Source organism: Dyadobacter sp. CY326 (assembly GCF_021390515.1).
Taxonomy (GTDB): Bacteria; Bacteroidota; Bacteroidia; order Cytophagales; family Spirosomataceae; genus Dyadobacter.
Genome location: NZ_JAJUXI010000003.1, coordinates 344,783 through 370,075 on the forward strand (window position 1 = coordinate 344,783; position 25,293 = coordinate 370,075).

Below are 25,293 nucleotides of genomic sequence, written 5' to 3' on the forward strand. Positions count from 1 at the left end.
ATATGAAGATCCTGACTGTTTTACTTGTTTCTGCACTCATCACTGCGGAGGCTATTTTTGTTCAATCCTACGCGCAAAAAATTCCATCACGCCCTGCTCCTACCGGCAAAATCCCAAGTTCCGGACCGGGTCAGCCAGCGCGGCCTTACAGCGAATATCAGCCAAAGCCAACCGGGCAGATCCAGCCCGCAACGCAAGCCTCGAATCCGGGAGCGGTGACCAATCCGGTTCCAGCCGTGCAGGAAGGTCAAGTGCCCAAAGTAAACACATCGCAAGATCCGCTGACATCGCCGCAACGATATCAACCTGCTGCCACACAACCGGTTGAACAGACAATAGAAGTGCAGCAAACCACAACGGGCGCACCGCAAGAGACGCAGCAAACGGGCACGAATGTGCAGGCGGAAACAGGTGTGCAAACACAGCGCAGCACCACCACAACGCAATCTGCGCCTGCCGCAACACAGCCAGCGACCACAACGACAACGACCACAAACAGAACTTCGACGGCTCCCGCAAACAGGCAAACCGTGCCACAGACAGTGCCGCAATCGACCCCTGTTCGCAGCGTGCCCTGAGGAATGGTGCCTCAAAATGGCGTTAAAATGTTGGCACGATTGCACCCCTAAGTTGTCCTGCGACACCGCTGTGTCGCTCGGCCTAATGTAGTATTTTTGTGGTGTCGGGTTGAATTTAATTCAGACAGACAACTTAAAGCGCTATATGCATGAAAACGTTTTACGCCGTTTTAATCAATTCGCTCGCCGCGTCCCTGACAAATACATTTGTCTGGTTCGCGGTCACCTTTTGGGTTTATCTGGAAACGAAATCTGTCATTGCAACCTCTGTGATGGCGGGAATCTATTTCGCCACAGTTGCACTTTCAGGCTTTTTCCTGGGTTCCATCGTGGATCGTTACAAGAAAAAAACGTCCATGACCATTTCTGGTGTGGCGACGCTTGTGCTTTACACCATTGCATTGATCGTTTATCTGGCGACACCGAATGCTGATTTCAAAGATTCTTCGAGCACAAGCCTTTGGTTATTAATTACTTGCTGCCTTTTTGGTGCCATCACCGGGAACATTCGGAGCATTGCGTTAGCAACTGTAGTCACCATTTTAATTGAAGAAGAAGGTCGTGACAAGGCAAATGGCCTCGTAGGAACCGTTAATGGTGTGTCATTTCTGGTAGCCTCCATTTTCAGCGGATTGGTCATCGGATTCATGGGCATGACCTGGATGCTGACATTGGCCGTCGGCCTGACTGTGCTCGTACTTCTGCATTTGTTTACAATCCACATTCCGGAGAAGGAAATCGTTCAGACAGGCACTCATCTTGAAAACATAGACATTAAGGGAACGATTGCGGTGGTCGGGCTCGTGCCTGGACTTTTCGGACTCATTTTTTTCAACACTTTCAATAACTTTCTGGGCGGTGTGTTCATGTCGCTGATGGATGCATATGGCTTGTCGCTGGTGTCAGTGCAGGTTTGGGGCTTATTGTGGGGCATTTTGAGTCTTGGATTTATCGTCGGCGGACTTGTCGTTGCCAAAAAAGGGTTGGGTAAAAAACCGCTCCGCACGCTGTTTGTTTCCAACATCATTATGTGGACAATCTGCATATTTTTCACCATTCAGGCTTCCATTGTCCTGCTTGGCATTGGCATGTTCATTTATCTCTGCCTGATCCCGGTTGTAGAAGCGACCGAGCAGACAATCCTTCAAAAGGTCATTCCGCACGAGCGACAAGGACGCGTTTTTGGTTTTGCCCAAAGCATTGAACAGGCGGCATCACCTATTACTGCATTCATGATCGGGCCCATTGCCAAGTTTATTTTCATTCCTTTTATGACCACAGGCGCAGGCGTTCAACTCATTGGTTCCTGGTTCGGAACCGGCACTGCGCGTGGACTTGCGTTGCTTTTCACCGTCACCGGAGTCATAGGGCTGATCGTAACGCTGATCGCCATGAAGTCAAATGCTTACAAGCAGCTATCAACAATTTACAAACAGCCGGAACCCGCTTTCACGGAAGCTGACGCGATACAAGTGGCGGGAAATTAATGTTCAACAGGCGGCAGCTGCAAGGTTGCCGACCATCAACAAACACAATCTATGTTTAAAGAAACAAAAGCATTCAGCGGATTTTCTGTGGACAATCTGCAAAAAGCTAAAGCATTTTATGGGGACATCCTCCAAATAGATCTCTCCGAAATTGAAGAAATGAGCATTCTACAACTGCATATTGCTGGCAGCAATGATGTGATTGTTTATGAAAAACCTGACCACACTCCTGCCACATTCACAATCCTGAACTTCCCTGTGGACGACGTTGAAAAGACAGTCAAAGAGCTCAAAGCGCTCGGTGTGAAATTTGAAAGCTACGACTTGCCTGATCTGAAAACGGATGAAGACGACATCATGCGCGGCGATCCGACGGTAGCCTGGTTTACGGACCCCGCGGGAAATATCCTATCTGTAATGCAAAGTTAAATCCTTAATCCAAGCATCATGACAACAGCAAACGAAAGCAAATTGTACGAACTGATCGAGTTGTACGATATGCAAACCAATTTTTTTAAGAGTGCATTGGACGGCATTTCGGATGCCGACGCGCACAATCGCCTGAATACCCAGGCCAACCACATTGCCTGGCTCGCGGGCAGCGCAGTGGGGCAGCGCTTTGACATGGCGCGGCATTTTGGGCGGGATGAAAAGCAGCAGGGACATGCGTTATTTGCTGAGAATAAAGGAATCCAGGCCGATGCAACTTATCCTTCCCTGGATGCTTACCGTGCTGATTGGGAACGCATTTCGCCAATTTTGCGGGATGCTTTGCAAAATGCGACGGACGAACAATTGGCCCAAAAGATTGAAATGGGGCCCGATGTGAGTTATTCGGTTCATGAAATGCTCTCGTTTACTTCGTATCGGGAAGCCAATATCATTGGTCAGATTGCGCTTTGGCGCAGGCTGCTCGGATATCCTGGAATGAAATACATGTGACAAAGCTGACAATGTTTGCTCGGGTTTGTGATCAGGGCGAACATTGTCATAAATTGGGGCTGATATTCTGATCAACCCGATGAAACTGAATCAATTCCTTTCCGGCTGCCTAAGCGTGCTCGGGAAACCGTTTCCAGCCCTTGTGGCAGCTTCCGCATTATTGTTTCAATGTGCTCAAAACAAAGTGGAAACAAAAAGCTTTCAAAACACTGTTTCCGACACCGAAAGCATCATAGGCAAGTCAATTTACCTCAACACGCCTTACATCACAGCGGGTGATCGGGTGTATATGGTTGGGCATCAAGATGGAACATTCCCTGATCTGGGCTGGCATGTTACGGGAGAAATGGGCGGCGTATGGGACCATCCGATCAAGCTTTTGGACGGCTTTGCGGCTTCGTTAACTGTTGATAATAAATCTGTTTGCCTGTCAAAGGCGGACACATTCATTAATTATCCTTTTGCCAACAAACATGTATTTTCAACCGGCTTGCCTGGTCTGAAAGTTGAGCGCTTTCAGTTTGTGCCGGATGGAAAGGAGGCTGTGGTTGTCGCCTACACGTTCAATAACAAAAGCGACAAAAAACAGACGATCCAATTTGACTTCAATGGTTACACGGACCTAAGACAAGTTTGGCTGGGTGAAAAAACCGGAATGATTGACGGCAATGACAACGCAATTTGGAATGAAGCCAATCACAGCTGGATGGCAAAAGATAGTCTCAATGATTGGTTTGTGATGTTTGGTGCCAATCTGGAACCGACAAGTCACGCGCAAAACGCAATAAGTTGTGACTATAAGCCGCAGGGAAATGGCTGCACTGCATCGCTTCAATACACGTTTGACATTGCGCCTAATGCGTCCGTAACCGTTCCTTTTACAATCGCGGGTTCTTATCAATCCGAAGCCAATGCGAGAAAAACATTTGAAGATGTGCAAGCCAACGCGGCGTCGCTTTTGAAACAGAAGAAGGAAAGATATGCGTCTATCGAGTCAAGATCGAAGCTTACCATTCCTGATAAAAACCTGGAACAGGCGTTTCGCTGGACCAAATACAACACCGACTGGCTGATCCGGGACGTTCCGGAAATCGGCAGAGGGCTTTCGGCAGGTGCGCCGGATTATCCGTGGTGGTTTGGTGCAGACAGTGAATATGCGTTAAAAGGGCTCATTGCCACCGGACAAGCGGACCTTGTCGAGCAATCGGTGAATGTGGTTTTCAAGCTTTCTGAAAAAGTAAATGGTAACGGACGCATTATGCATGAAACTTCGACAAACGGGGCTGTTTTCAATCCTGGAAATCTGAATGAAACACCGCAGTTTGCCTCGCTTATCGCACACGTTTACCGATGGACGGGCGATAAGGCATTCTTGCAAAAATATTTTCCAACGATCAAAAAAGGGCTGAGCTGGTTGTTGAAGGAAAATGATAAAGACGGAAATCTGCTCCCGGATGGCTTTGGTATGATGGAGATTCATGGCATGGATAGTGAGATGATTGACGTCGCTGTTTACACGCAAACGGCTTTCGCGGACGCGGCCGAAATGGCGGCAGAACTGGGCGATCAGGATTTGGCAAAAGAATATGCGGACATTGCTGGCAAGATTCGAGCAAAGGTTAACAGCGATTTTTGGGTGCCCGAAAGCAGTTCTTTTGCGGATTTCATCGGAACACCTAAGCAGGCAATCAACCTCATCAGCGACGCCATTGTGCGAGCCGACACATTGAAAAAACCATGGGCCGTGGCTGAACTGAAAGCTGCTAAGGGTAAGATTATCATTCAGAAACAGAATGTCAAGAAGGGATTTGTCGTCCACCACAACTGGGTTGTGAACACGCCTATGGAAATGGGGATTGCGGATACTTCCAAAGCGCTGGCGGCATTGCAAACCGCATCGAAATTCGTAAATCCTTTTGGCGCATTTGTAACGGGAATCGACCGGGATGAAAGTGCTGGAAAAGATGCCAGTTCTGTTGCAGGCAGGAACAAAGTTTTCACCTACACCGGCGCAGTGATGACGCTTCCGACAGGCGTTTTGGCCATTGCCGAAAACAATTATGGTCGTCCGGATGCTGCATTGGGCTATTTAAAAAAAATGACGCGATCATTCAGCTTCGCTTTACCGGGTTCTATCTACGAAGTTTCACCTGATTTTGGAATGATGGCGCAGGCCTGGAATGTGTACAGTTATGCTTACCCGATCGTGCAGCAATTTTTCGGCATTCAGCCGCATGCCTCGAAAAAGTTGATTTACATTCAACCGCAAATGCCTTCTGAGTGGAATGATGCAAGCCTGGACAATGTGGTTGTGGGAGATAATGAGCTGGATTATCAATTTACAAAAACTGGAAGCAAGATCGAGCTTAAACTTTCGCAAAATCAGGCTGACTGGAAATTGGTTATTGCCTTACCAAAAGGAAAGTATAATAACTGGATTGTGAATGGGAAGGCCGTGACGCCCGTTTTGCGCGCTCAATTTGACGTCGTTGAGTTTAGCGGCAAAGTCAATGCGTTTTCAGCTGTGCTAAAATGATTTATTGTCACAATTCCCCCCTATCAATGTCGCAAATCGCAACCAGATTTTGACGGTTTTATGAGTTAGTTTGTTCAATGAAGCACCACTTAATCGATCCCTGGAAATGATAGAAATTTTTAAAACAAATGTTAAAAAACGAGGGCAGGCCAATCTATTAATCGAACAAATCGAACGTGCATTCCCAGGTTACAGCGCCAGTTTCGACCTGGAAGATTGCGACCACGTGCTTCGCATCCATTGCCATCAAGAGGAAATCAAGTCCGAACGACTCATCGAAACATTAAAAAACTTCGGCTTCCAAGCCGAAATCCTCGCAGACGAAGTCTCCTACCGCATTCCTGGATTTTTAGTTTTAACCCCTGAACCAACCCTAACCCAACATCTACTATGAGAGTCGTTTTTATAATCCTGATTGCCCTTGTCAGCATTGTTGTATTGCTTTTAATTGTTGCCGCTTTTGTCAAAAAAGAATATGAAGTGAGGCGTGAAATATTGATTAATCAGCCTAGCAGAGCCGTTTTTGATTATGTAAGGCATGTTAAAAATCAGGACAATTACAGTGTTTGGGTTATGGCTGATCCGAAGATGAAGAAAGATTATTCGGGTGTGGATGGGCAGGTTGGATTCGTGTATGCCTGGGATAGCCAGGATGGAAAAGTGGGAAAAGGACATCAGGAAATTACGGCTATAAAAGAAGCGGAAGAAGTTGACTTGAAAGTGACTTTTATCAAACCATTTGAAGGCGTCGGACTCACGGAAATGAAAACGGAACCCGCTGGCGATGGACAAACAAGAGTGAGCTGGGGAATGAGGGGCAAAAGTGTTTACCCAATGAACATTACCAACCTCTTTATCGACGGGATTCTTGGAAAAGACCTTGAAAAAAGCCTAATCAATTTGAGAACAGTTCTTGAAAAATAATTACCGAACACGATTGATCACCTAAAACCAAACAAGTCATGGAAGTATTACTGATTGAAAAGTCGATTGAAATCAATGCGCCAAAGGAAGAAGTTTGGAAAACGCTCATTCTGGACGAAAGAAACAAGATCTGGTATGCCGCATTCAGCGAAGGAACACAGGCTGTAACCGATTGGCAAGTCGGCAGCAAAGTCAGTTTTTTAGATCATTCCCAATCAGGAATCATCGGCTTCATCAAGGAAAACAAGCCTAATGAAACGCTTGTAATTGAATATAATGGCGTCATTAATAACGGCGTAGAGGATTACGAAAGCGAACTGGCTCAGGCGATGAAAGGATTTAGAGAATCTTATCAGCTCACCGAAAAGGACGGCATAACCCGGCTTGATGTGCAATCGGATATGGGCGACGCTTATTTTGATATGATGTCAGGACAATGGGACATCGCCATGGTTAAGATCAAGGAATTATCAGAAGGAAAAACGGCTTGAAACTGATAACTTGCGGATTCTTTACATCCAAAAAGAGTCACACGAGCATGTTCAAAAAAATTATTCCGATCCTGTTTTTCCTAGCCATTGGCAGTGCGGCGTTTTCTCAATCGGCATTGGGGCAGAAAAAAATTGCGCCTTTCCAGATTAAACTGACGAACGGCCAGCAGTATACTGCATCACAGCTCGCTGCCGGGCCGGTGGTTTTGATATATTTTTCTCCCGATTGCGATCATTGCCAGAATTTTACCAAAGACATGATCAAAAATTACAGCATCTTCGCCAACAAGCAGGTTGTAATGATCACATTTCAGTCGATGGAAATGCTGAAACCTTTTGTAACCCAATATAAGCTAAGCACTTATCCCAATATCAAAGTGGGAACAGAAGGTTATTCCTACATTGTGCAGCGCTATTATCAGATCAAATCGTTTCCTTACATTGCCATTTACAACAAAGCGGGCAATCTGGTGCAGACATTCGAAGGCGAGCAGCCCCATCAAACGATTTTTAACGCAGTCAAAAACATTTAAGCCATGCAATCCCTTATCACCGCAACACAGCTAAACTGAAATTCTGCGGCTTATATTATTTCATCAATTACCGGGTAATGTTCGCAATCAAGCGTCTTTAATTAGGAACAAAGACAATTGACTCAGCCGAATTTTACACAAGATGAAGTTTAATATTCCGATGAAACGCATTCGTTGCGGTGTTATGGGCCTTGGCCTGGTTTTCTGCGCATTCACATTCGCTGCTGCCCAGCAGGACAATGTTAATCTCAACCACGATCCGCAGAAAAATACGGAGAAGCTTAATCCCTACGGCGCCAACGTCATTTCTCCCGAAGTTCACGACGATCACACCATCACTTTTCGCATAAAAGCACCTGATGTTCAAAAAGTTGCATTGACTGACGGTCCTATCCTGCTTGCATTGAAGTCTAAGCAACCCATTCCTTTTGTCAAAGGCTCGGACAGCACCTGGACGCTGACCGTCGGGCCGGTAGAACCCAATATTTACGTTTATCGCTTGCTGATTGACGGCGTTGCGGTTGCAGATCCTAACAACACTTTTACAGGCACATCCAACCAGCCGGGATATTCCAATGTGGTTGTTCATGATCAAAAGCCCGCCTATTATGATGCCAAAAATGTTCCTCACGGCAGCATAACGCGTCATATTTACCATTCTGCCACATTGAATGGCGAGCGGGAAATGTTTGTTTACACGCCTCCCGGCTACGATCCAAAGAAGAAATATCCTGTCCTTTATTTATTGGGTGGAAGCGGCGAGCTGGCTTCGGGCTGGATGTTTGACGGTCGGGCAAACTTCATCGCGGATAATTTGCTTTCGGAGGGAAAAATCGTTCCGATGATTATTGCAATGCCTAATAATCAGGTGATTCACAGGAGCGATCCAAAGCATTTGGACAAAACTTACAAGCTTTTTGAAGCAGAACTCAGGAAGGAAATCGTTCCATACATTGACAAGGCATACAGCACGATTGCCGACAGAAAAGGTCGGGCTATTTCGGGCTTATCTATGGGCGGGCGCCATACGCAGGCGGTCGGTTTCAATGCACTGGATTTGTTCAGCTCATTCGGAATTCTGAGCGCCGGTGACCTCGAACCCGAAAAATTGAACCCTACGTTTTTTAATGATCCAAAGGTCAAGGATAAGGTCGATTATTTGCTTGTAGGGTTGGGAAGTGGTGAATTGGACTTTGTCGGAAAGCGGTCGGAGGCGACGCATCTGGCGTTGGAAAAGCATGGCATCAAACATGAGTATTACATTGGCGGCGACGGGGCACACGATTGGGGAACGTGGCGCATGCTGCTGAATGACAAGCTTTTACCAAATCTTTGGAAAAACAATTCTGGAAAAACGAAATAAGAGGATTCTGATTTACAACATATGTCAAATTTCAACATCGATTCCGTTAAAGCGCAAACTTACGATGCTATTGTAGTCGGCACAGGAATCAGCGGCGGATGGGCAGCCAAGGAGCTGACTGAGAAGGGATTGAAAACATTGATACTCGAACGCGGCAGGGATGTGAAGCACATTGTGGATTATCCCACTGCGAACATGCAGCCGTGGGAGTTTCCGCATCTCGGGCAGCCATCGCTGGCGATCCGGGAGGCCAATCCAATGGTGAGCAAGCATTACATTTTCAAAGAGGATGCCATGCATTTTGTGGTCAAAGATGCCGAGCATCCTTATGTGCAGGATAAGCCGTTCGACTGGATGCGTGGTTATCAGGTGGGCGGACGCTCGCTCTTGTGGGCTCGGCAAACGCAGCGCTGGTCTGACTTTGATTTTGAAGGTCCAGCACGTGACGGTTTTGCTGTCGACTGGCCCATCCGCTATGCCGATATTGCGCCCTGGTATAGTTACGTTGAGAAGTTTGCCGGGATTTCGGGAAATAAAGATGGGCTTGCGCAATTACCTGATGGTGAATTTCTTACACCGCATGAAATGTCTTGCGTGGAAAAACATTTTAGCGAACAAACTGCAAAAAATTACAACAATGCCCGTCCGATCATCATTGGCCGTGCTGCTCATATCAGCGACCCGCAACCAATCCATACGGCGCAGGGACGAGCAAAATGCCAGCATAGGACGATGTGCCAGCGCGGTTGTCCGTTTGGCGGATATTTCAGCTCCAACGCTTCCACATTGCCCTGGGCCGAAAAGACTAGAAACCTGACATTGCAGCCGCATTCCGTGGTGCATTCGGTAATTTATGACGAGAAGAAGCAGCGCGCGACCGGCGTGCGTGTGGTGAATGCGCTTACCAAAGAAATAACGGAATTTTATGCTAAAATCATTTTCATCAACGCGTCGGCGCTCAATTCCAATTTAATTTTGCTGAATTCAAAATCAAACCGTTTTCCGAATGGCTTGGGCAATGACAATGGCTTGATGGGCAAATTCATTGGATTCCATAATTACCGTGGCCGCGTAAGTGCGGAATTTGACGGTTTTCATGACCAGACCGTCGAAGGAAGAAGGCCCAATGGCGCATACATTCCGCGTTTCAGGAATGTTTTCAAGCAGGAAACCGACTTTTTGAGGGGTTATGCAACCTCATTCTCTGCTTCAAAAATGGGCAACCCGACCAATGAACTTGGCGATGCATTGAAGGAAAGTCTGTTCAAACCCGAAACGAACGGTTGGAGCCTCGGCGCGCAAATGATGGGCGAAACGCTGCCAAAAGCAACGAATTTTGTGAGCCTTGATCCGAATTTGAAAGACGATTGGGGCATTCCGCAACTTCGCATGTCCGTGGACTTTGATGACAATGACATGAAAATGGTCAAAGATTTTTACACGGAGTTGAGCGAAATGCTTGATAAATCCGGTTTTACCAACATTAAAACGGGTGACACAAAACGCAATCCGGGCAGTGAAAATCATGAGATGGGCGGCGTTAGGATGGGCAACGATCCCAAAACTTCTCTGCTTAACAAATGGAATCAGATGCACGCATGTCCGAACGTGATCGTGACGGATGGCGCTTGCATGACCTCGACTTCCACGCAAAATCCTTCGCTTACTTATATGGCGTTAACGGCGAGAGCGGTGGATCATGTGGTGTCCGAAATGAAGAAAGGAAATATTTGATGCCTATCTTTGCGGCCTGAACATAATTAATCGAATGGCAGTACAAAAGTTTTTTGACGGCACGCGCGTCAAAATCAAGGGAAGCAAGGACATCTGGGTAATCATTAACCACGAGTCGATCCAAAAAGGCGCGATGGTAAAAGTGACCGGCAAGGTCAAATGCAGAAACGAAAAGACGGGTGAGGTAAAGTTTTGTAACGAAAAGAACTGCGAAATCCCATAAAAAAGGCCGGCGATTACTCGCCGACCTTCACAAATTCATAGTTATTTTTGATCTCCTGATTCAGATAAGTGCCCTTCGAGCTCGCATTGCGCAACGCCTGGAAAATGTGCAGCGGCACTTTTTGGTAATCGTAAACCATCCCCGAAACAAAAACGATCCGCAACGTTTCAGTATGCTCATTGTAAATCATTTCCGCAACAACAGAAGACGGCATATTGATCTGGTTAATCCTAATTCAACTCGTCCAGCTTCTCTTTCAAATCTTCCACGGACTGCGTAGAAACATTTGAAGTCGTGAAAATGGTGTTGGCATCCTGCGATTTATTGTAAAATGCGCTGTTAGCCTTCGCGTCCACTTCCAGGGCAGCGCCGTTGATGGTTACGCCGGCAAAAAGCCCCTTGCTTCTAGAATAGGAATAAACTTCGGCTTCCAGCTTGTAATCGGTGCTAGCAGATGAACTTCTGCCCATGGGACCCGCAGCAACTGATAAGTCGCCTCCCAATGTAAAACTGCCCTTTCCGATCTCGGTAAGCGTTTTGCTGCTTTTGAAAATCAAGACAAGATCCACTGCCTGAACGCCAATTTGCGCGCCTACGCTGCCGCCGGTGATCGTCACAAAAACGGGATCGCTCCATTCGCCTTTGTCGTTTTTCACCATTGCAATGCCTTTGCCGTGTTTGCCGCCAACGACTAATCCGGCATTAATGAGCTTGGGAACAATGATGATGCCTTTTGAAATGTCCAGCAATTGCGCCGGAATGTTTTCCTGCATGCCACTGAAATCGTCCAGAACGGTTATGGCTGCTTTAATTTTGTCTTCTTCCTTTGTCTGAGCCGACACTTCGGAAATGCTTCCAGTGACAGTTACTAAAAATAAAAGGAGGCTGAGTTTCAAATTTTTCGTAATCATGATTGAATTAAAAATTGTGGGCTGATTTGTGTCCCTCGACACGATTTTGCGTAATAAACGAGAGACATTCAACTATCGTGCCCAATCTGTAAAAAATAGCTTCCTATGCGATTTTAGATATATTTTGCGCATCTAAAAGCTTTTACGTATATATGTAAAAACAATTTCGCTGGTATAGTTTTGATACAAAGCAAAGCATAGAACATTAATCCAAAACATCATGAATGCGGAAGCAATAAGCCTCAACGAAAAGGAAGTAAAACCGGTGGTCGACCTCCTGAACGATTACCTGGCCAATTATCATGTCCATTATCAAAAGCTGAGAGGCTGTCACTGGAACATTAAAGGCCAGAACTTTTTTACACTGCACGTAAAATTTGAAGAACTTTATACGGCCGCACAATTGACGATTGACGAGATCGCTGAACGCGTGCTGACTCTTGGAAAGCCACCACACAGCCGATTTGCAGATTATATCAGCGAATCGAGCATTCAGGAAATCAACACCATCGGCATGCCTGATCTGGAAATGGTTGATGCGATCCTGGATGATATGGCGAAACTGATCGAGCTTGAACGCGAGCTTTTGATCGCGAGCGACGATGCCAGCGATGACGGCACCAATGATATGGTTAACCGCTTTATGCAGTTTAAAGAAAAAAACACGTGGATGCTCCGCTCATTTGCAGGCAAGAAATAGGTTTTTCTTTGATCAGAAGGGCAGTTATAAAAAAACCATCCGCGCTACGGATGGTTTTTTTATGCCTTAATCGCTTATTTGCAGAAATTCTTTCCTTAACACTGATAATGCGGAACATTCCCGTTTACAAACTCGGAAGACTCGGCGTGCTGGCTCCATTCAAGTTTGCCAAAAACCCTTTGCATTTTCTTCACGAGGGTTTTGAGTCCTGCGGTGATACATTTCAAATGCGGCTGTTCCGGGAGTTTGTGGTGAGCCGTGATCCGGGATTTTTCAGACACATTCTGCAACAGCAAAACCGGAATTTTAAAAAAGGAAGTTCTTCCAAAATGCTTCGCCCTGTGCTTGGAAATGGCTTGGTGACGAGCGACGGGGATTTTTGGCTGCGCCAGAGACGATTGGTCCAACCGGCTTTTCACAGGGAAAGGTTGCAGGAATTATTTTTGGAAATGGGCAAACTGACCGCAGCTTTTCTGGATGAAATGGAAGCCTTTCGAGGGAAAGACGCGGTGGACATTGACGCAAAAATGATGGGCGTAACCTCTGACATTGCGCTCAAAACGCTTTTTGGAAACATGACGATGGAGGACAAAGCGCGCATTTATCAGCAAGTCACCCGAACGCAAAAATATCTGGTAACGCGCGTGCGGAGACCTTACCGCGTGCCCATTATGGCGATCAATGGAGAAAACCGCCGTTTTGAAACGGATCTGGCTTTTTTCAACAAACTGGTCTTTGAATTTATCCACCAGCGACGCATTTCAGGAGAAAAACCAAATGATTTGCTGCAACTGCTGCTCGACAGCACCGATGAGGAAACTGGCGAGCGAATGAACGACCAACAAATTCGGGATGAGGCCATTACCATGTTTGCAGCAGGCCATGAAACGTCAGCAACCGGGCTGAGCTGGCTGCTTTATGAGCTCGCCAAACAACCGGAAATCGTTGCCAAAATTCGTGCAGAAAGCGCGATCTTTGACAATGTGCCTACATTTCAGCAGCTGATGCAAATGCCTTATACGCGTCAAGTTGTGGAGGAAGGGCTTCGGCTTTACCCGCCTGCATGGACCATGACGCGCGAGGCCATTGTGGATCAGGAGATTGAAGGTTTTGGGATCAAATCGGGAACTTCCGTTTTCCTATCCGTTTTTGAACTTCACCGCAATCCCAATCTTTGGAAAAATCCATTGACTTTTGATCCAGAAAATTTCAATGCTGAAAACGTAAAAGACAGGGCGAAATTCAATTATCTGCCATTCGGAGCCGGACCTCGCATTTGCATTGGACAACAGTTTGCCATGATGGAAATGCAGTTGCTTCTCGCTGCATTGGTGAAGCGGTTTAGCTTCGAATCTGATCCTCGGCATCCCGTTGGAATGCATCCACAGATCGTCCTGAAATCAACCAACGGAATCAAATTATTCGTGCGCTAAAACAGCAATCCTGTTCCTATGTCAGAACAAATTATATTATACATTTCGCTGATTGTCATCATCTTATTTCTCGTCATGCTGGCGCAGCGGATAAAAATCTCCTACCCGATCGTCCTCGTTCTCGGCGGGTTGGCAATCAGCTTTATTCCCGGGCTCCCGAGGATTTCCATTGATCCGGAATTTATATTTTTGATTTTCCTGCCACCATTGCTTTATGATGCCGCGTGGCAGACTTCCTGGAAGGATTTTTACAAATGGCGCCGCGTAATTGGCTCGTTTGCATTCATTGTGGTGATTCTCACGTCTGGTGTCATCGCCTATGTGTCCAAATCCATCATTCCCGGCTTCACATTGCCACTCGGATTTCTGCTGGGCGGCATTATTTCACCGCCGGATGCGGTGGCCGCGACTTCTATTTTGAAAGATGTGAAGGTTACCAAGCGCCTCGTGACGATTTTGGAAGGAGAAAGCTTGCTCAATGATGCGTCGAGCCTGATCGTGTTTCGCTTTGCGCTTATGGCAATTCTATCCGGCACATTCGTCATGAGCGATGCGGTCAGCAGTTTTTTCATCGTCATCATCATGGGTGTTGTCATTGGTTTGATCATTGGAGCCTTGTTTTATGCGATCCATCGCTGGCTTCCCACAACGCCCAGCATTGATACAATTTTAACATTGGTGGCGCCTTATGCAATGTACATTACAGCAGAAGAATTTCATTTTTCAGGCGTGATCGCGGTTGTGACAGGCGGGTTATTTTTGTCTTACCACAGTCGCCGGATTCTTGGGCATTTGAGCCGCATTCAGGGTGTAAATGTCTGGTCAACAGTCGGTTTTGTGTTCAATGGAATTGTTTTTATGCTCATCGGGCTCGAACTTCCGGTGATCGTAGAGCAGCTCGGGCCAGGCGCATTACCCGAGGCGATCAAATATGGGCTGATCATTTCGGTCGTCGTGATCATAACCCGACTTGCTTCAACCGTTGGCGCTTCTGCGTTCACCGTCTTTATCAGCAACTTTATCACCACAGCCGACAGCCGACCCGGTTACCGGGCGCCCATTATGTTTGGCTGGGCGGGGATGCGTGGTGTGGTTTCGCTGGCTTCGGCGCTGTCCATTCCTTTGCTTTTGAATAATGGTGAGCCATTTCCGCAACGCAACATGATCCTGTTCATCACATTTGTTGTCATTCTGGTAACGCTTGTTTTTCAAGGCCTTACATTGCCTTTGGTGATCAAATGGATGGATGTGGGTGAATTGGATTACGAAGTTCCCGCGCAGGAACAAGACTTGAAAATCAGGAGAAAACTTGCCGAAGAATCGCTCGAATTCCTGAAAACGCGTTATGCCGACGAGTTGCCGAAAAATGAGTTGTTACAAAACTTAACGGCCAAACTGGAAAGCGACATTGGCTTTCTTGAACACGTGATCCATCCTGACAATGCACCGGCCGGCTACGATTATATCAAAAGATTCCAGGTCATAACAAAGGAGTTGCTGGATCATAAACGTATGCTGCTGGACAAATTCAACAAAAAAGAAACATTTGAAGAAGAGGTCATTCGCCAGCACCAATCTCAATTAGACCTGGAAGAAGAGAAAATCAGGCAGCAATTTCTGCATATGGAATAGGCTTGGGATCAAGCCAGACCATATTCGTGAACGGGATAAACGCCTGCCACCATTTTCTTTTGCTTCGATGCTTTATCAAAAAAGTAATCCAGGCGACCGAGGTTAATGCCCGCAAAACCGACCTGATTAACGGTCGTAACCTTGCCATCCAGGTTCATAATCTCTTCGGGAAGCTTCATAAATGTGTGCGTATGCCCGCCAATGATGAGATCAATGTTGCGCGTTGATTTGGCCAAAACCTGATCGGAAACCTTGTTTTCCTTGTATTTATAACCCAAATGCGACAGGCAAATAACCAGGTCGCAATGCTTTTCATTTTTCAGTAAAGAAGCGGTTTCATTGGCCTTGGCAATCGGATCAAGATATTCGGTCTCGCCATAATTCTTCTTGTTCACCAAACCCGCCAGTTCAATTCCCAAACCAAAGACACCGATTTTCAAACCCTGTTTTTCAAAGATTTTGTAAGGCTGCGTTTTGCCTTTTAATTCTGTATTTTCAAAATTGTAATTACTGACCAAAATCGGAAAATTGGCATGTGGCAGCTGCTTCGCAAAGCCCGCCACGCCGTTGTCGAAATCGTGATTTCCCATGGTGGCGGCATCATAACCCATATCGCTCATGATCTGCAATTCCAACTCGCCGCCATACAAATTGAAATAAGGCGTTCCCTGAAAAATGTCACCTGCATCCAAAAGAAGCACATTCTTCTGCTCCTGCCTGATCTTCTTCACCAACGCAGCCCTCCGCGCAACGCCACCCATCCCCTGATTCCGCGAACCATCCATTGGAAACGGCTCAATGCGGCTATGCACATCATTGGTGTGCAAAATCGTAAGCTGCACAGTGGATTCCCTGGCAAATGCTTGGAACGGAAAACTTCCGGCCGAGATCAATGCCGCAGCTCCTGCACTTGTCTTCAAAAAATCCCTGCGGTTAGTCCTTAACAATGACAATTCTTTCATCGAGCTGAGCGGTTATTTTTTTACCCTGGCGGGTCAAATCGTTAATGTTGTCCAAAAGCGCGTCACGCACTTTTTTGTTTATTTCTCTCCTTTCCAATGGATTACGCAGACATTCAAGTTCATCGCCCCCGTCGGCCAGGTAATCGTAGGTCAGTAAATTATAGGTTTTGTTTTTGTCAAATGGCTGGCCGGCAATGGTTACATCGTAAGCCGCACCGTTTCTGATCTTCATGTGCATGCCCGAGATCGGCTCGCCATCTTTTTTGACAATAAAATTAATGACTTCCTGCACTTTCTCGCCGGAGAGTTTCAAGACAACCATCTCATTTTCAAACGGCATTAATTCAAAAACATGGGAAACGGTGATATCGCCTTTCGGAAAGGTCGTGCGCAATCCGCCTTTGGTTGACAATGTAAATTGAATGGTTGTGTCCTTTTTCAATCCCTCCGTAAGCAGTGCGTCTGCAAAATAATTGCCCATTAATGTCTCCGGATTAGCGGGTTTGGTCAGCTCTTCTGCTGTCTGGCCAATGACTTTGCCCATCTCCGCCTGCATTTTTTGCTTGTACGGCAAATAGTAATTTACGATTGCAGAATCCTCGGAAGTCTGCGCATTGATGCCATATTGCTTGTATTCGTTTTTTGTAACAGCCAGATGTCGCTGGCAGGATGCGCAAAAGGCAATTGCGGCGATCCATGCGAGGTAACCAAATTGTCGGAGAGACAGGGTCATAATGCTATTTGTTGAGCACAAAAATAGCGAGGATTTTTAGAAAACGGCTTTTTAAATGCCAGTTAAGACTTCCCAAGTCTTGAAGACTTGGGAAGTGTGCGCAAGGATCGCCTACCAGCCTTCGCTTTGTTTCAAATTTGGATTGGCGTCGATTTGCGATTGCGGGATCGGATATAATTCCAGACGCGGTGAATATGGGATGAGGACATTATCAATGATCTGGTCCTCGCTCATTGCCGCGATTTCCTGCTGCAAAGTCCCCCAGCGCCGAATGTCAAAAACGGTCGTCAATTCGCCTGTAAGTTCCAAGCGCCGCTCCAAACGAATGGCTGTGCGAAGTGCTGCGGCCGTTGTTGCTTTGGATGGTGATGCTTTTGCACGGGCTCTTACACGATTCAAAACGGGCAGTGCCTGGGCTGTTTTTCCTGTTTCTACCAAAGCTTCTGCATAACTGAGCAGGACGTCCGAAAAGCGCATTTCAATTAAATCGGCGCTATAACCTTGCACGGCGGCTCCGGCAGGACGCGGCTCGCGCGCCAGTTTGCCGAATGCAATGCCGTATTTAAAATCGTCATGACCCAGTGACGCATTGGTCCGCTTGATAATGTAATTGCCAATCGTCGGATTGTAAATGATGCTGTCGCCTTCCTCCGCTCCTGCTCTCGCGCCGCCTTTGAAAACATATCGGTCAACCAGCGTAAATGGCCTGCGCGTGTCTGATTTTTCAAATAATTTGTAAAAATCATAAGTCAACCCGTAATTGGTTTGCTCATCCCCATTTACCAGCCCCGATGGGAACAGGTTGAAAGGCAAGATGTTACCATTGGGATTGGAGGAATTGACAAAATAACCGAACGACAACACAATCTCCCGGTTCCGCTCATTATCCAGTGCAAACACTTCCGAAAAGTTGGGCAGCAGTTCAAAATCAAATTTTTCCTCGTTCTCAGGACCGACCAGCTCGGCGAATTTGTCAACGGCTTTCTGATAATTTTCAGTTCGGTTCAAAGGCTTTCCGGCCATTGTCAAATACACTTTTCCAAGCATTGCTTTGGCTGTTCCTGCCGAAACACGTCCGAGTTCAGCTCCGCCGCGAGAGTCGGGCAGGTTGGCTTCGGCGAAATTCAGGTCGGCAATGATGGCGTCATAAACGGCGGCATCGGTTTCCCGGGGCGCGAAAATGATGTCTTCATCAGCCAAAGAATTCACCTCTTTGAGGATCAGCGGAACGCCGCCAAACAAGCGAACGAGGTTGAAATAAGCATAGGCTCTCAAAAATCGCGCTTCTGCAATGTAAGGATCTGCCTCTTCCTCTTCCCCCGGAACGGCGCGAGGCGCATTATCAATCACCACATTTGCCCTGAAAATGATTTTGTAGAATCTTGACCAAACCGCTTCAAATGCACCCGATGTGGAAACATGCCCAAAGCGATAATAAGGGTCAGCGCCTGAGCCCAAAATCCCGGCAGTTGCATAACGATGGCCCGATTCGGTCAGCACAAAACGTGCACTAATGTCCGTAAAGTCAGGAGCCGTCCAGGCTTGATACACCCCGATCGTTGCCTGATTAAGGCCATCTTCGTCTTTAAAAACGACTTCCTTGCTGAGTGACGAAAACGGCGTTTCTTCCAGATTGTCTTTGCAGGAAACAATGCCCAATGTCAGCATCAGCATTGCGGATATTTTTGTATGATATGCCATATTTTTGTTGCGTTGATCAGGAATTAGAAATTGCAGGAAAAGCCGATTGTGTACGAACGTTGCGACGGATAGGCACCATAATCAATGCCTTGTTGCAACAGCGACTGTGCGTACGAACTCACTTCCGGATCAAAGCCTGTGTAATTGGTCAAGGTCCAGATGTTGGTTCCTGTCACAAATAATCTTGGATTTTTGACCGGCCCTAATTTTGGGAAAGTGTACGAAAGGCTTAACATTTTCAAGCGCATAAAACTGCCGTCTTCCAGCATTGTGGAGTTAATATCGCCGGATGCAATGCCGCGCTGAATGCCGGGATATTTGACATTGTTATGCTCATTGCCTTCCCTGTAACGGTTCTTATACCAATCTTCCGACTGATTGAACCCAACGCCACCATAATCAACGACGCCATTGTTGATATAAAAATTGGTGAGATTCAGCACATCATTTCCAACTGATCCGGTGAACAATGCATTGACGGCGAAGTTCTTCCATGTAAAATCATTGCTCCATCCGAAGGTGAAATCGGGTGTTGATTTGCCTAAAACAACGCGATCATCGTCAGTGATAATGTTATCACCATTCACGTCTTCATAAATCCACGCACCATAAAGTGGCGTTCCCTTGGACCCCGGAGGCCGCGGACCTTCGAATGTTGCAAAAGTTGGATTCCCGTTGCTGTCAAAAGAATTTGTTTGCGTAAGACCCGACACGCGATAGCCAAAAAAGCGACCGACTTCTTCGCCCGGTGTCAAAATGCCCGAAACGCCGCCGAGCAAGTTTCCGTTAATGCTCACATAGTCAGGTTGCGTGCGGTCGCCCAGGTCCACCAGCGTGTTCACATTCCGCGAAAGGTTGATTCTTGATGAGAAAGTGACATCCTGTTTCTTGACAATATTGGCCTGAATGTTGAGTTCGACGCCACGGTTGCGCATGGTTCCGTAGTTGTCGATGATGGTTCCTACGCCCGATTGCGTCGGGACTTTTCTTGGCTGCAACAAATCCGAAGTCACTTTGTCGTAATAATCGAAGCTGAAAACGAGGCGATCATTTACTGCATTGAAATCTGCTCCTGCATTAAACTGGCGCGTCCGCTCCCAGGATAAATTGGGGTTGGCAATGGTGTTTGGGAAAATTCCGGTGTTGATTACACCTGCATTCCCGCCCGGTCCCATTTCATAAAAACCGCTGCCATATTGTGACAAAGAAGAATATGGACCAATAGCCTGACTTCCCGTTTCACCATAAGATGCGCGCAGCTTTGTGTTAGAAACAAACGTAACGCCTTTCATGAATTCCTCTTGTTCCAAATTCCAAGCGAGCGCCACCGATGGGAAAATACCATATTTTCTATTTGCTGCAAATGGCGATGCTCCGTCAATGCGGATGGACGTGTTCAGGACATAGCGGCTTTTGAATGAATAATTGGCACGAAGAAATCCAGACTGCAAAATGCGCTTTTCTTTATATGACCCGATGGACTGCGACTGCGCGCTGCCAATGTTATCAACGCCAAAATAGGGCACATCAAAGCCTGAAGAGTTGGTGTTGACGAATTCAACAGTCTGGTCGTTATATTCCACACCTAGCGTTGTGTTTAAATAATGATCCAACTTGAATGTCTTCTCATATTGCAGGTAAGCATTGACATTGTAACTGTAAGTGTTTGAAGTGTTGTTGCTTCCACGGCCTTTCACCTGATTTCCTTCTGCTGTAGAGGGCGGCAAGAAAACGTTTCTTCTCGTCAGATTCTGGTTTCCACCGAGGCTCACCACGAGTTGCAATCCTTCCACCAGTTTGAAATAATTTTCAAGGTTCAGGATCGAGTAATCATTTTGCGTAATGTCCGTTTTGGCCATGAGCTCATTCACAGGATTTGCAAAATAATAACCCTGATAATTCGGGATTCCAAGGCTGTTGTTGCCCAGGTAATCCACTTCCAATGTTGGCGCTGCGCGCAATCCGTCCATTAAACCGCCCGAATTGGGCCAGGCACGCGAAGCCGTAACCGCACGGTTGTTTTTCTGACGCGTCACCGCAACCTGACCTTTCACCGAATACCAGTCATTAATCTCATTGTTCAGGTTAATGCGCAGGCTTGCCCGGTTGTTATTGGAGTTAATAATCGTCCCTTTTTCTTTAAGATAATTTCCTGATATATAATAAGATGATTTCGGGCTTCCGCCTGACAAACTCAGAGTGACATCTTCTCGAAAACTTGGCTGCGTCACCGCTTTAACCCAGTCCGTGTTGGTCATCGCGCTATCCAGATTTTCAAACGGCGCATTACGGCCAGAGATGATATAGCTTTCATTGATCGTCTCCGCATATTGCCGCGAATTCATCATTTTGATTGGATTGGAAATCGTTCCAAAAGACGTTTTGTTGACAAGCTCAACGCGTCCCTCTCCTCTTTTGCCTGTTTTTGTAGTGATCAAAACAACGCCATTTGCGCCTCTTGATCCATAAATCGCGGTTGCGGAAGCGTCTTTTAGGATTTCCATGCTTTCAATGTCATTGGGATTAATCCCATACAATCCGTTTTGTGAATAGGCGCCCGTGAAATTGGCACCAGCTTCCCGGTAAGGCGGCATGGGGAATCCGTCGATCACATATAAAGGCTCATTGTTTCCGCTCAGTGAATTATTCCCCCTGATCCGCACCACCGAAGCAGCGCCAGGCTCACCCGAGGACTCGACAATCTGAACACCCGTTGTCCGACCTTGCAGTGCCTGATCAATGGTGTTTACGACGGCAGATTTGTATTCCTGTGAAGAAACGCGGGACGTGGAACTCGCCAGATCACGCTTGCTTTGCGCACCATAACCGACCACCACAACTTCGTTCAATGCTTTGGCTTCCGGCACGAGCCGCACATTTATTTGCGCCTGCGTTCCAACGGGCACTTCTTTCGAAGTAAAACCAATGAAGCTGAAAACCAGCACGGCGCCCGTTGCAGGAATTTTCATTGTAAATGTGCCTTCCGCGGATGTTTCGGTTGCGATCTTTGCGTCTTTTACCACAATGCTCACACCCGGAAGTCCTACGCCTTTGTCATCGATAACCTTCCCGGAAATCGTTTTTGCATTAGCACCCAGTTCCGCTGACGGCTGCGCTGTTGGTGTGACATTGTTTGAATCAGGTCTTGTGGCTGTTTGCTTGGCGGGTTGCTGCGGAGCCGTTGAATCCGGCTTCGTCACAGGCTTGACTAATGGGTTAAAGTTCTGGGTGGGCTTTACCGCAGGGACATTGCTTGCGCTGTCGGTTGTTGACCTGGGTTTTGGGAGGGTGTCTGTTGCTGGCTTCATAGCGCCCGGAGGAGGCTTTGGCAGGGAATCTCTTCTCGTGGAATCGGTCGCGGGCTGCTGCGCGAAGGCATTTGTAATGGTTAAACAGCATAACAGCAGCAGCATTCGGCCCTTCCGAAAAACGAGCATGCAATCGCGAGGCTGCATCTCATCTGATCGTTGAGTTGTTCGCATATTCATGATTTGGCTAAGTGAGAGGACGTAGTCCCGAAGTAATACGTATAGCCTTCGACAAAAATCATACCGCTAAGTTTCCATCGGTTATAAACAGCTTTTTAATGCAAACTAACCGGGCGATACATAGGTAAGTTGCTTTCGTAAAAAACGGTGCGGTTCTACTGGAACGTTATTTTTTATTTTCCAAATTAATTGGCAACCGGAAGTAATTATTTTTGGAAACAATGATGTTAAGATTACATTTGTCAAAATGCCCACAACCCCGGGGTTTAAGAATTATATTGTGAATAAGAGTATAAGAAACAAATTACAACCATGAGCCAGGAACAACTGCTAACCGCCGATTATATTGATTCTCAGATAGGAAACGTAATCGAATATTATATCCGCTGGGATTTTGAGGAAGATCCTTTTTTCGGAAAAGCCAGGATCAAAGGTTTAGTGGATGACGACTTTGGTAAACTAAAAATTATCTGCGACGTAATTGAAGGGAGCGATTTGGAGCTTGCATACGAAGAAGAAGAAGTCTTTATGTATGCCGACAATCGCCCCATATATTCAGGGACTTTGCCCGAAATTTATTCTGCAAACTGGGTCAGCACGGATGGCAAGAAGAAAAAGCAAATTTTTATTTCTCCGCCAAATGAAAACGCAAAGGAATTCGCCATCGCTCAGACCAACAGCAAGGTTATCGTAAAGCGAATTTATTAAACAGAAAAAACCGGCTTAACCTTACAAGTTGTAATCGTTAAGCCGGTTTTTCGATTTATTTCTCTCCTAATTCTTGACAACTTTTTTCGTTAACACCCTGTCAGCAAATTCCGCTTTCACAATATAAAGCCCGCTGGCATAATTGGTCAGGTCAAAATCATACACATTGCTGCTTACCTCACCCGTTATACGCTGTTCCAGCATTTTCTCTCCCGCAACATTGTAAATTGAAATCGACTGCAATCCTTCCGGATGCGGGTAAAACTGCACGGAAATCAGTCCGTTCGTTGGACTAGGCGTCACGAGGAATCCCGCTTCTTTCAGATTCGGATTAACAGTGACCGTCCTGATGTTAATGTCGTCGAGATAAATGTCGTTCTCGTTTCCATTGGTGTTCAGAAATGCAATCAGCACTTCGCCCTGGTTAATGAAACTGCTGATGTTGATCTGCTCGCTGCGCCACTCGTTTGCAGTCGGTGTAAAGGCAGTGCGAATGGCTGAGCTCCTGGTTGTCAGCGATGGACCCCATTTCTTATAAACACTCGTGTAGGTTTGCCCGCAATCGGTGCTGATCAGAACTTGTAATGTGTCCCACACATTGCCTTGCGTCGTGGGATTCGTGTAAGTTGCGGCCGCGAGCTGGAACGAAACAAACGCTGAATCCGTGTTGGCAATGTTAACTGTCGGCGATCTCAGGAAGTCTTGCTGCCCAATGGCTTTGTTGCCAAAATTGGAAATCTTGACGGACGCGCTTCCCGTTTTTGCGGCGGTTGTCGTCTTTTCCCATGTGGTGCCATTGTCCTCATTAACAATGTCCCAGCCCTGCGGCGGGAAGAGGCTTTCAAAACCTTCAATAACCGGGGCGGCAAACGGTTCATAATAAATGAAGGATAGGCTCAATGCATCATTTCCAGAATCCTCGTCGGCAATCCCGTTCGGATTCGAAGTGTAAATGGTCAGCACGTGATTGCCTTCGACGGTTGTAAGCGCCGGCAAGTTTACGGTCGTTTCTGCAAATGTTGCCAGTGAACCTGTCCACCGGAATGTCTGCACCGTGCCATTGTCGATCACCGCATTAATATTCACCGAAGTAAGTACATCATTTCCCCGGTTAACAAGCACAACCTGCGGCGTGAGCGTGTTCGTGCATATCCGCTGATCCGGACGTGTGATGGATTTAAGCGAAGCATCTTTGCTTTTCAGGTTCAAAGGCGTGCAGGCGTCAGAACTGGCGAGCGACATTCTTGAAAGGTTAAATGACGCATCCATTCGCGCAACTTGCCCTTTTGTAAACATAATCAGGCAGTTATCTGAAGTGTAATCCATGTAATTCTGATACATGATCCCGGGCGAAGTCGTCGTGCAATTGTCGGTCACGATGCCGGTCCGGCATGCGCTAGAACTGTTGCCCTGGTTAGGCGTGTCGTCCACCTCATCCGTTCCGCTGCACGCACCATTGTCATCTCCCCAAATGTGATATAAATTGAAATAATGCCCCAATTCATGCGTTAGCGTCTTTCCAGCATTATAACCCGACACAATTCCGCCCGGCAAACTTCCAAAATCAATCACAACGCCTTGTTCGTCAGGCGTTCCGTCATCGGGAAATGTCGCATAACCCAATGTTCCGCCGGATAAATCACAAATCCAGATGTTCAGATAACGAGACGGGTCCCAGGCATCGGCTCCGCCAACTTCGGCGTGTTTCACCAGGTTACTCGTGTAGTCAAATGTGGAGCGGGATGTGGAATAGCGTTCAATTCCGGTTGTAGGTTTTTCATCGGGCGTGCGTTGTGCCAGACAAAATTGAATGCCGGATTGACCAAATAATGATCTGAAATGCGCAGGAACGCGGCTTGCGCTGTTATTGATTCCTGCATAATCCTTGTTGATGGTGTCCAGCTGCGCCATAATCTGCGCCTCGGTGATCACTGACTGATTATTGCTCACCACGTGAAACACGACTGGAATGGTGACCGCAGCATTGGTTTTCAATGATTTTGGCAAAGCACTCCGCTGGCGAATCACTTGCTTTAACTGCTGCTCACGCCGATCAAACATGATTTTCAGCGTTGGTTGCTGCTTGAATCGCAGATTAAGCAGGTCCATGGTTCCGCAGCGATCCTGCGCGGAAACCTGAATGCCGGAGATCACTAAAAAGCAAATGAGGAAGCTGACAATAAAAGAATTGACTTTTGGTAAAATATATCGCAT

23 protein-coding genes are annotated in these 25,293 nt (G+C 46.8%); 16 read left to right on the top strand and 7 right to left on the bottom strand.

What is annotated here, in order from left to right:
- The first annotated feature begins 2 nt into the window (after positions 1 to 2).
- The 12 genes from LZG73_RS05830 to LZG73_RS05885 all read left to right on the top strand — a co-directional run bounded on the left by LZG73_RS05830 (position 3) and on the right by LZG73_RS05885 (position 10,811).
- Positions 3 to 578 carry a hypothetical protein gene (locus LZG73_RS05830; protein ID WP_233846831.1) on the top strand — a complete coding sequence of 192 codons (576 nt, stop codon included), beginning with the start codon at positions 3 to 5 and terminating at the stop codon, positions 576 to 578.
- Between the two features lie 149 nt (positions 579 to 727).
- Complete coding sequence (locus tag LZG73_RS05835; RefSeq protein ID WP_233846832.1) at positions 728 to 2,065, top strand: MFS transporter; 1,338 nt, start codon at positions 728 to 730, stop codon at positions 2,063 to 2,065.
- 51 nt (positions 2,066 to 2,116) lie between these two features.
- On the top strand, positions 2,117 to 2,494 hold the full coding sequence (locus tag LZG73_RS05840) for a VOC family protein (protein WP_233846833.1): 378 nt from the start codon (positions 2,117 to 2,119) through the stop codon (positions 2,492 to 2,494).
- Between the two features lie 18 nt (positions 2,495 to 2,512).
- A complete protein-coding gene (locus tag LZG73_RS05845) occupies positions 2,513 to 3,007 on the top strand; it encodes a DinB family protein (protein ID WP_233846834.1) in 495 nt (164 codons plus the stop codon).
- 79 nt (positions 3,008 to 3,086) lie between these two features.
- Positions 3,087 to 5,543 (top strand): glycogen debranching protein, encoded by a 2,457-nt coding sequence (locus tag LZG73_RS05850; RefSeq protein WP_233846835.1) that lies wholly within the window; start codon positions 3,087 to 3,089, stop codon positions 5,541 to 5,543.
- A 106-nt stretch (positions 5,544 to 5,649) separates the two neighbouring features.
- Complete coding sequence (locus LZG73_RS05855; protein WP_233846836.1) at positions 5,650 to 5,937, top strand: hypothetical protein; 288 nt, start codon at positions 5,650 to 5,652, stop codon at positions 5,935 to 5,937.
- On the top strand, positions 5,934 to 6,467 hold the full coding sequence (locus LZG73_RS05860) for an SRPBCC family protein (protein WP_233846838.1): 534 nt from the start codon (positions 5,934 to 5,936) through the stop codon (positions 6,465 to 6,467). Before LZG73_RS05855 ends, LZG73_RS05860 begins: the two co-directional genes overlap by 4 nt.
- A gap of 38 nt (positions 6,468 to 6,505) precedes the next feature.
- Complete coding sequence (locus tag LZG73_RS05865; protein ID WP_233846840.1) at positions 6,506 to 6,958, top strand: SRPBCC domain-containing protein; 453 nt, start codon at positions 6,506 to 6,508, stop codon at positions 6,956 to 6,958.
- A gap of 47 nt (positions 6,959 to 7,005) precedes the next feature.
- A complete protein-coding gene (locus LZG73_RS05870) occupies positions 7,006 to 7,491 on the top strand; it encodes a peroxiredoxin (protein WP_233846842.1) in 486 nt (161 codons plus the stop codon).
- A gap of 142 nt (positions 7,492 to 7,633) precedes the next feature.
- Positions 7,634 to 8,854, top strand: coding sequence for an esterase (locus tag LZG73_RS05875; RefSeq protein WP_233846844.1), 1,221 nt, complete (start codon positions 7,634 to 7,636; stop codon positions 8,852 to 8,854).
- A gap of 21 nt (positions 8,855 to 8,875) precedes the next feature.
- Complete coding sequence (locus LZG73_RS05880; RefSeq protein ID WP_233846846.1) at positions 8,876 to 10,588, top strand: GMC oxidoreductase; 1,713 nt, start codon at positions 8,876 to 8,878, stop codon at positions 10,586 to 10,588.
- Positions 10,589 to 10,622: 34 nt separating this feature from the next.
- Positions 10,623 to 10,811 carry a hypothetical protein gene (locus tag LZG73_RS05885; protein ID WP_233846847.1) on the top strand — a complete coding sequence of 63 codons (189 nt, stop codon included), beginning with the start codon at positions 10,623 to 10,625 and terminating at the stop codon, positions 10,809 to 10,811.
- A 13-nt stretch (positions 10,812 to 10,824) separates the two neighbouring features.
- Here LZG73_RS05885 and LZG73_RS05890 read toward each other — a convergent pair whose 3' ends face one another.
- Together LZG73_RS05890 and LZG73_RS05895 are read right to left on the bottom strand one after the other, a co-directional pair.
- Complete coding sequence (locus LZG73_RS05890; protein ID WP_233846848.1) at positions 10,825 to 11,025, bottom strand: KTSC domain-containing protein; 201 nt, start codon at positions 11,023 to 11,025, stop codon at positions 10,825 to 10,827.
- A 16-nt stretch (positions 11,026 to 11,041) separates the two neighbouring features.
- A complete protein-coding gene (locus LZG73_RS05895; protein ID WP_233846849.1) occupies positions 11,042 to 11,722 on the bottom strand; it encodes a lipid-binding SYLF domain-containing protein in 681 nt (226 codons plus the stop codon).
- A 220-nt stretch (positions 11,723 to 11,942) separates the two neighbouring features.
- Between LZG73_RS05895 and LZG73_RS05900 the strand changes: the two genes are divergently transcribed.
- The 3 genes from LZG73_RS05900 (at position 11,943) to LZG73_RS05910 (ending at position 15,487) form a co-directional block, all read left to right on the top strand.
- On the top strand, positions 11,943 to 12,422 hold the full coding sequence (locus LZG73_RS05900) for a Dps family protein (RefSeq protein WP_233846850.1): 480 nt from the start codon (positions 11,943 to 11,945) through the stop codon (positions 12,420 to 12,422).
- A gap of 107 nt (positions 12,423 to 12,529) precedes the next feature.
- Positions 12,530 to 13,855 (top strand): cytochrome P450, encoded by a 1,326-nt coding sequence (locus LZG73_RS05905; protein ID WP_233846851.1) that lies wholly within the window; start codon positions 12,530 to 12,532, stop codon positions 13,853 to 13,855.
- 18 nt (positions 13,856 to 13,873) lie between these two features.
- Positions 13,874 to 15,487 carry a Na+/H+ antiporter gene (locus LZG73_RS05910; RefSeq protein ID WP_233846852.1) on the top strand — a complete coding sequence of 538 codons (1,614 nt, stop codon included), beginning with the start codon at positions 13,874 to 13,876 and terminating at the stop codon, positions 15,485 to 15,487.
- A gap of 8 nt (positions 15,488 to 15,495) precedes the next feature.
- Here LZG73_RS05910 and LZG73_RS05915 read toward each other — a convergent pair whose 3' ends face one another.
- The 4 genes from LZG73_RS05915 to LZG73_RS05930 form a co-directional block, all read right to left on the bottom strand.
- Positions 15,496 to 16,449 carry a metallophosphoesterase gene (locus tag LZG73_RS05915; RefSeq protein ID WP_233846853.1) on the bottom strand — a complete coding sequence of 318 codons (954 nt, stop codon included), beginning with the start codon at positions 16,447 to 16,449 and terminating at the stop codon, positions 15,496 to 15,498.
- On the bottom strand, positions 16,421 to 17,182 hold the full coding sequence (locus LZG73_RS05920; protein WP_233846855.1) for a 5'-nucleotidase C-terminal domain-containing protein: 762 nt from the start codon (positions 17,180 to 17,182) through the stop codon (positions 16,421 to 16,423). The genes LZG73_RS05915 and LZG73_RS05920 overlap by 29 nt, the downstream gene beginning before the upstream one ends.
- 111 nt (positions 17,183 to 17,293) lie before the next feature.
- Entirely contained in the window at positions 17,294 to 18,883 is a 1,590-nt protein-coding gene (locus LZG73_RS05925) for a RagB/SusD family nutrient uptake outer membrane protein (protein ID WP_233846857.1), read from the bottom strand.
- 23 nt (positions 18,884 to 18,906) lie between these two features.
- The gene (locus LZG73_RS05930; protein ID WP_233846859.1) at positions 18,907 to 22,365 is read right to left on the bottom strand and encodes a TonB-dependent receptor; all 3,459 of its coding nucleotides are present in this window, start codon (positions 22,363 to 22,365) and stop codon (positions 18,907 to 18,909) included.
- Between the two features lie 318 nt (positions 22,366 to 22,683).
- On the opposite strand from LZG73_RS05930, the gene LZG73_RS05935 reads away from it, so the two are divergent.
- Positions 22,684 to 23,079, top strand: coding sequence for a hypothetical protein (locus tag LZG73_RS05935; RefSeq protein WP_233846861.1), 396 nt, complete (start codon positions 22,684 to 22,686; stop codon positions 23,077 to 23,079).
- 66 nt (positions 23,080 to 23,145) lie between these two features.
- Here LZG73_RS05935 and LZG73_RS05940 read toward each other — a convergent pair whose 3' ends face one another.
- The gene (locus tag LZG73_RS05940; RefSeq protein ID WP_233846863.1) at positions 23,146 to 25,293 is read right to left on the bottom strand and encodes a M43 family zinc metalloprotease; all 2,148 of its coding nucleotides are present in this window, start codon (positions 25,291 to 25,293) and stop codon (positions 23,146 to 23,148) included.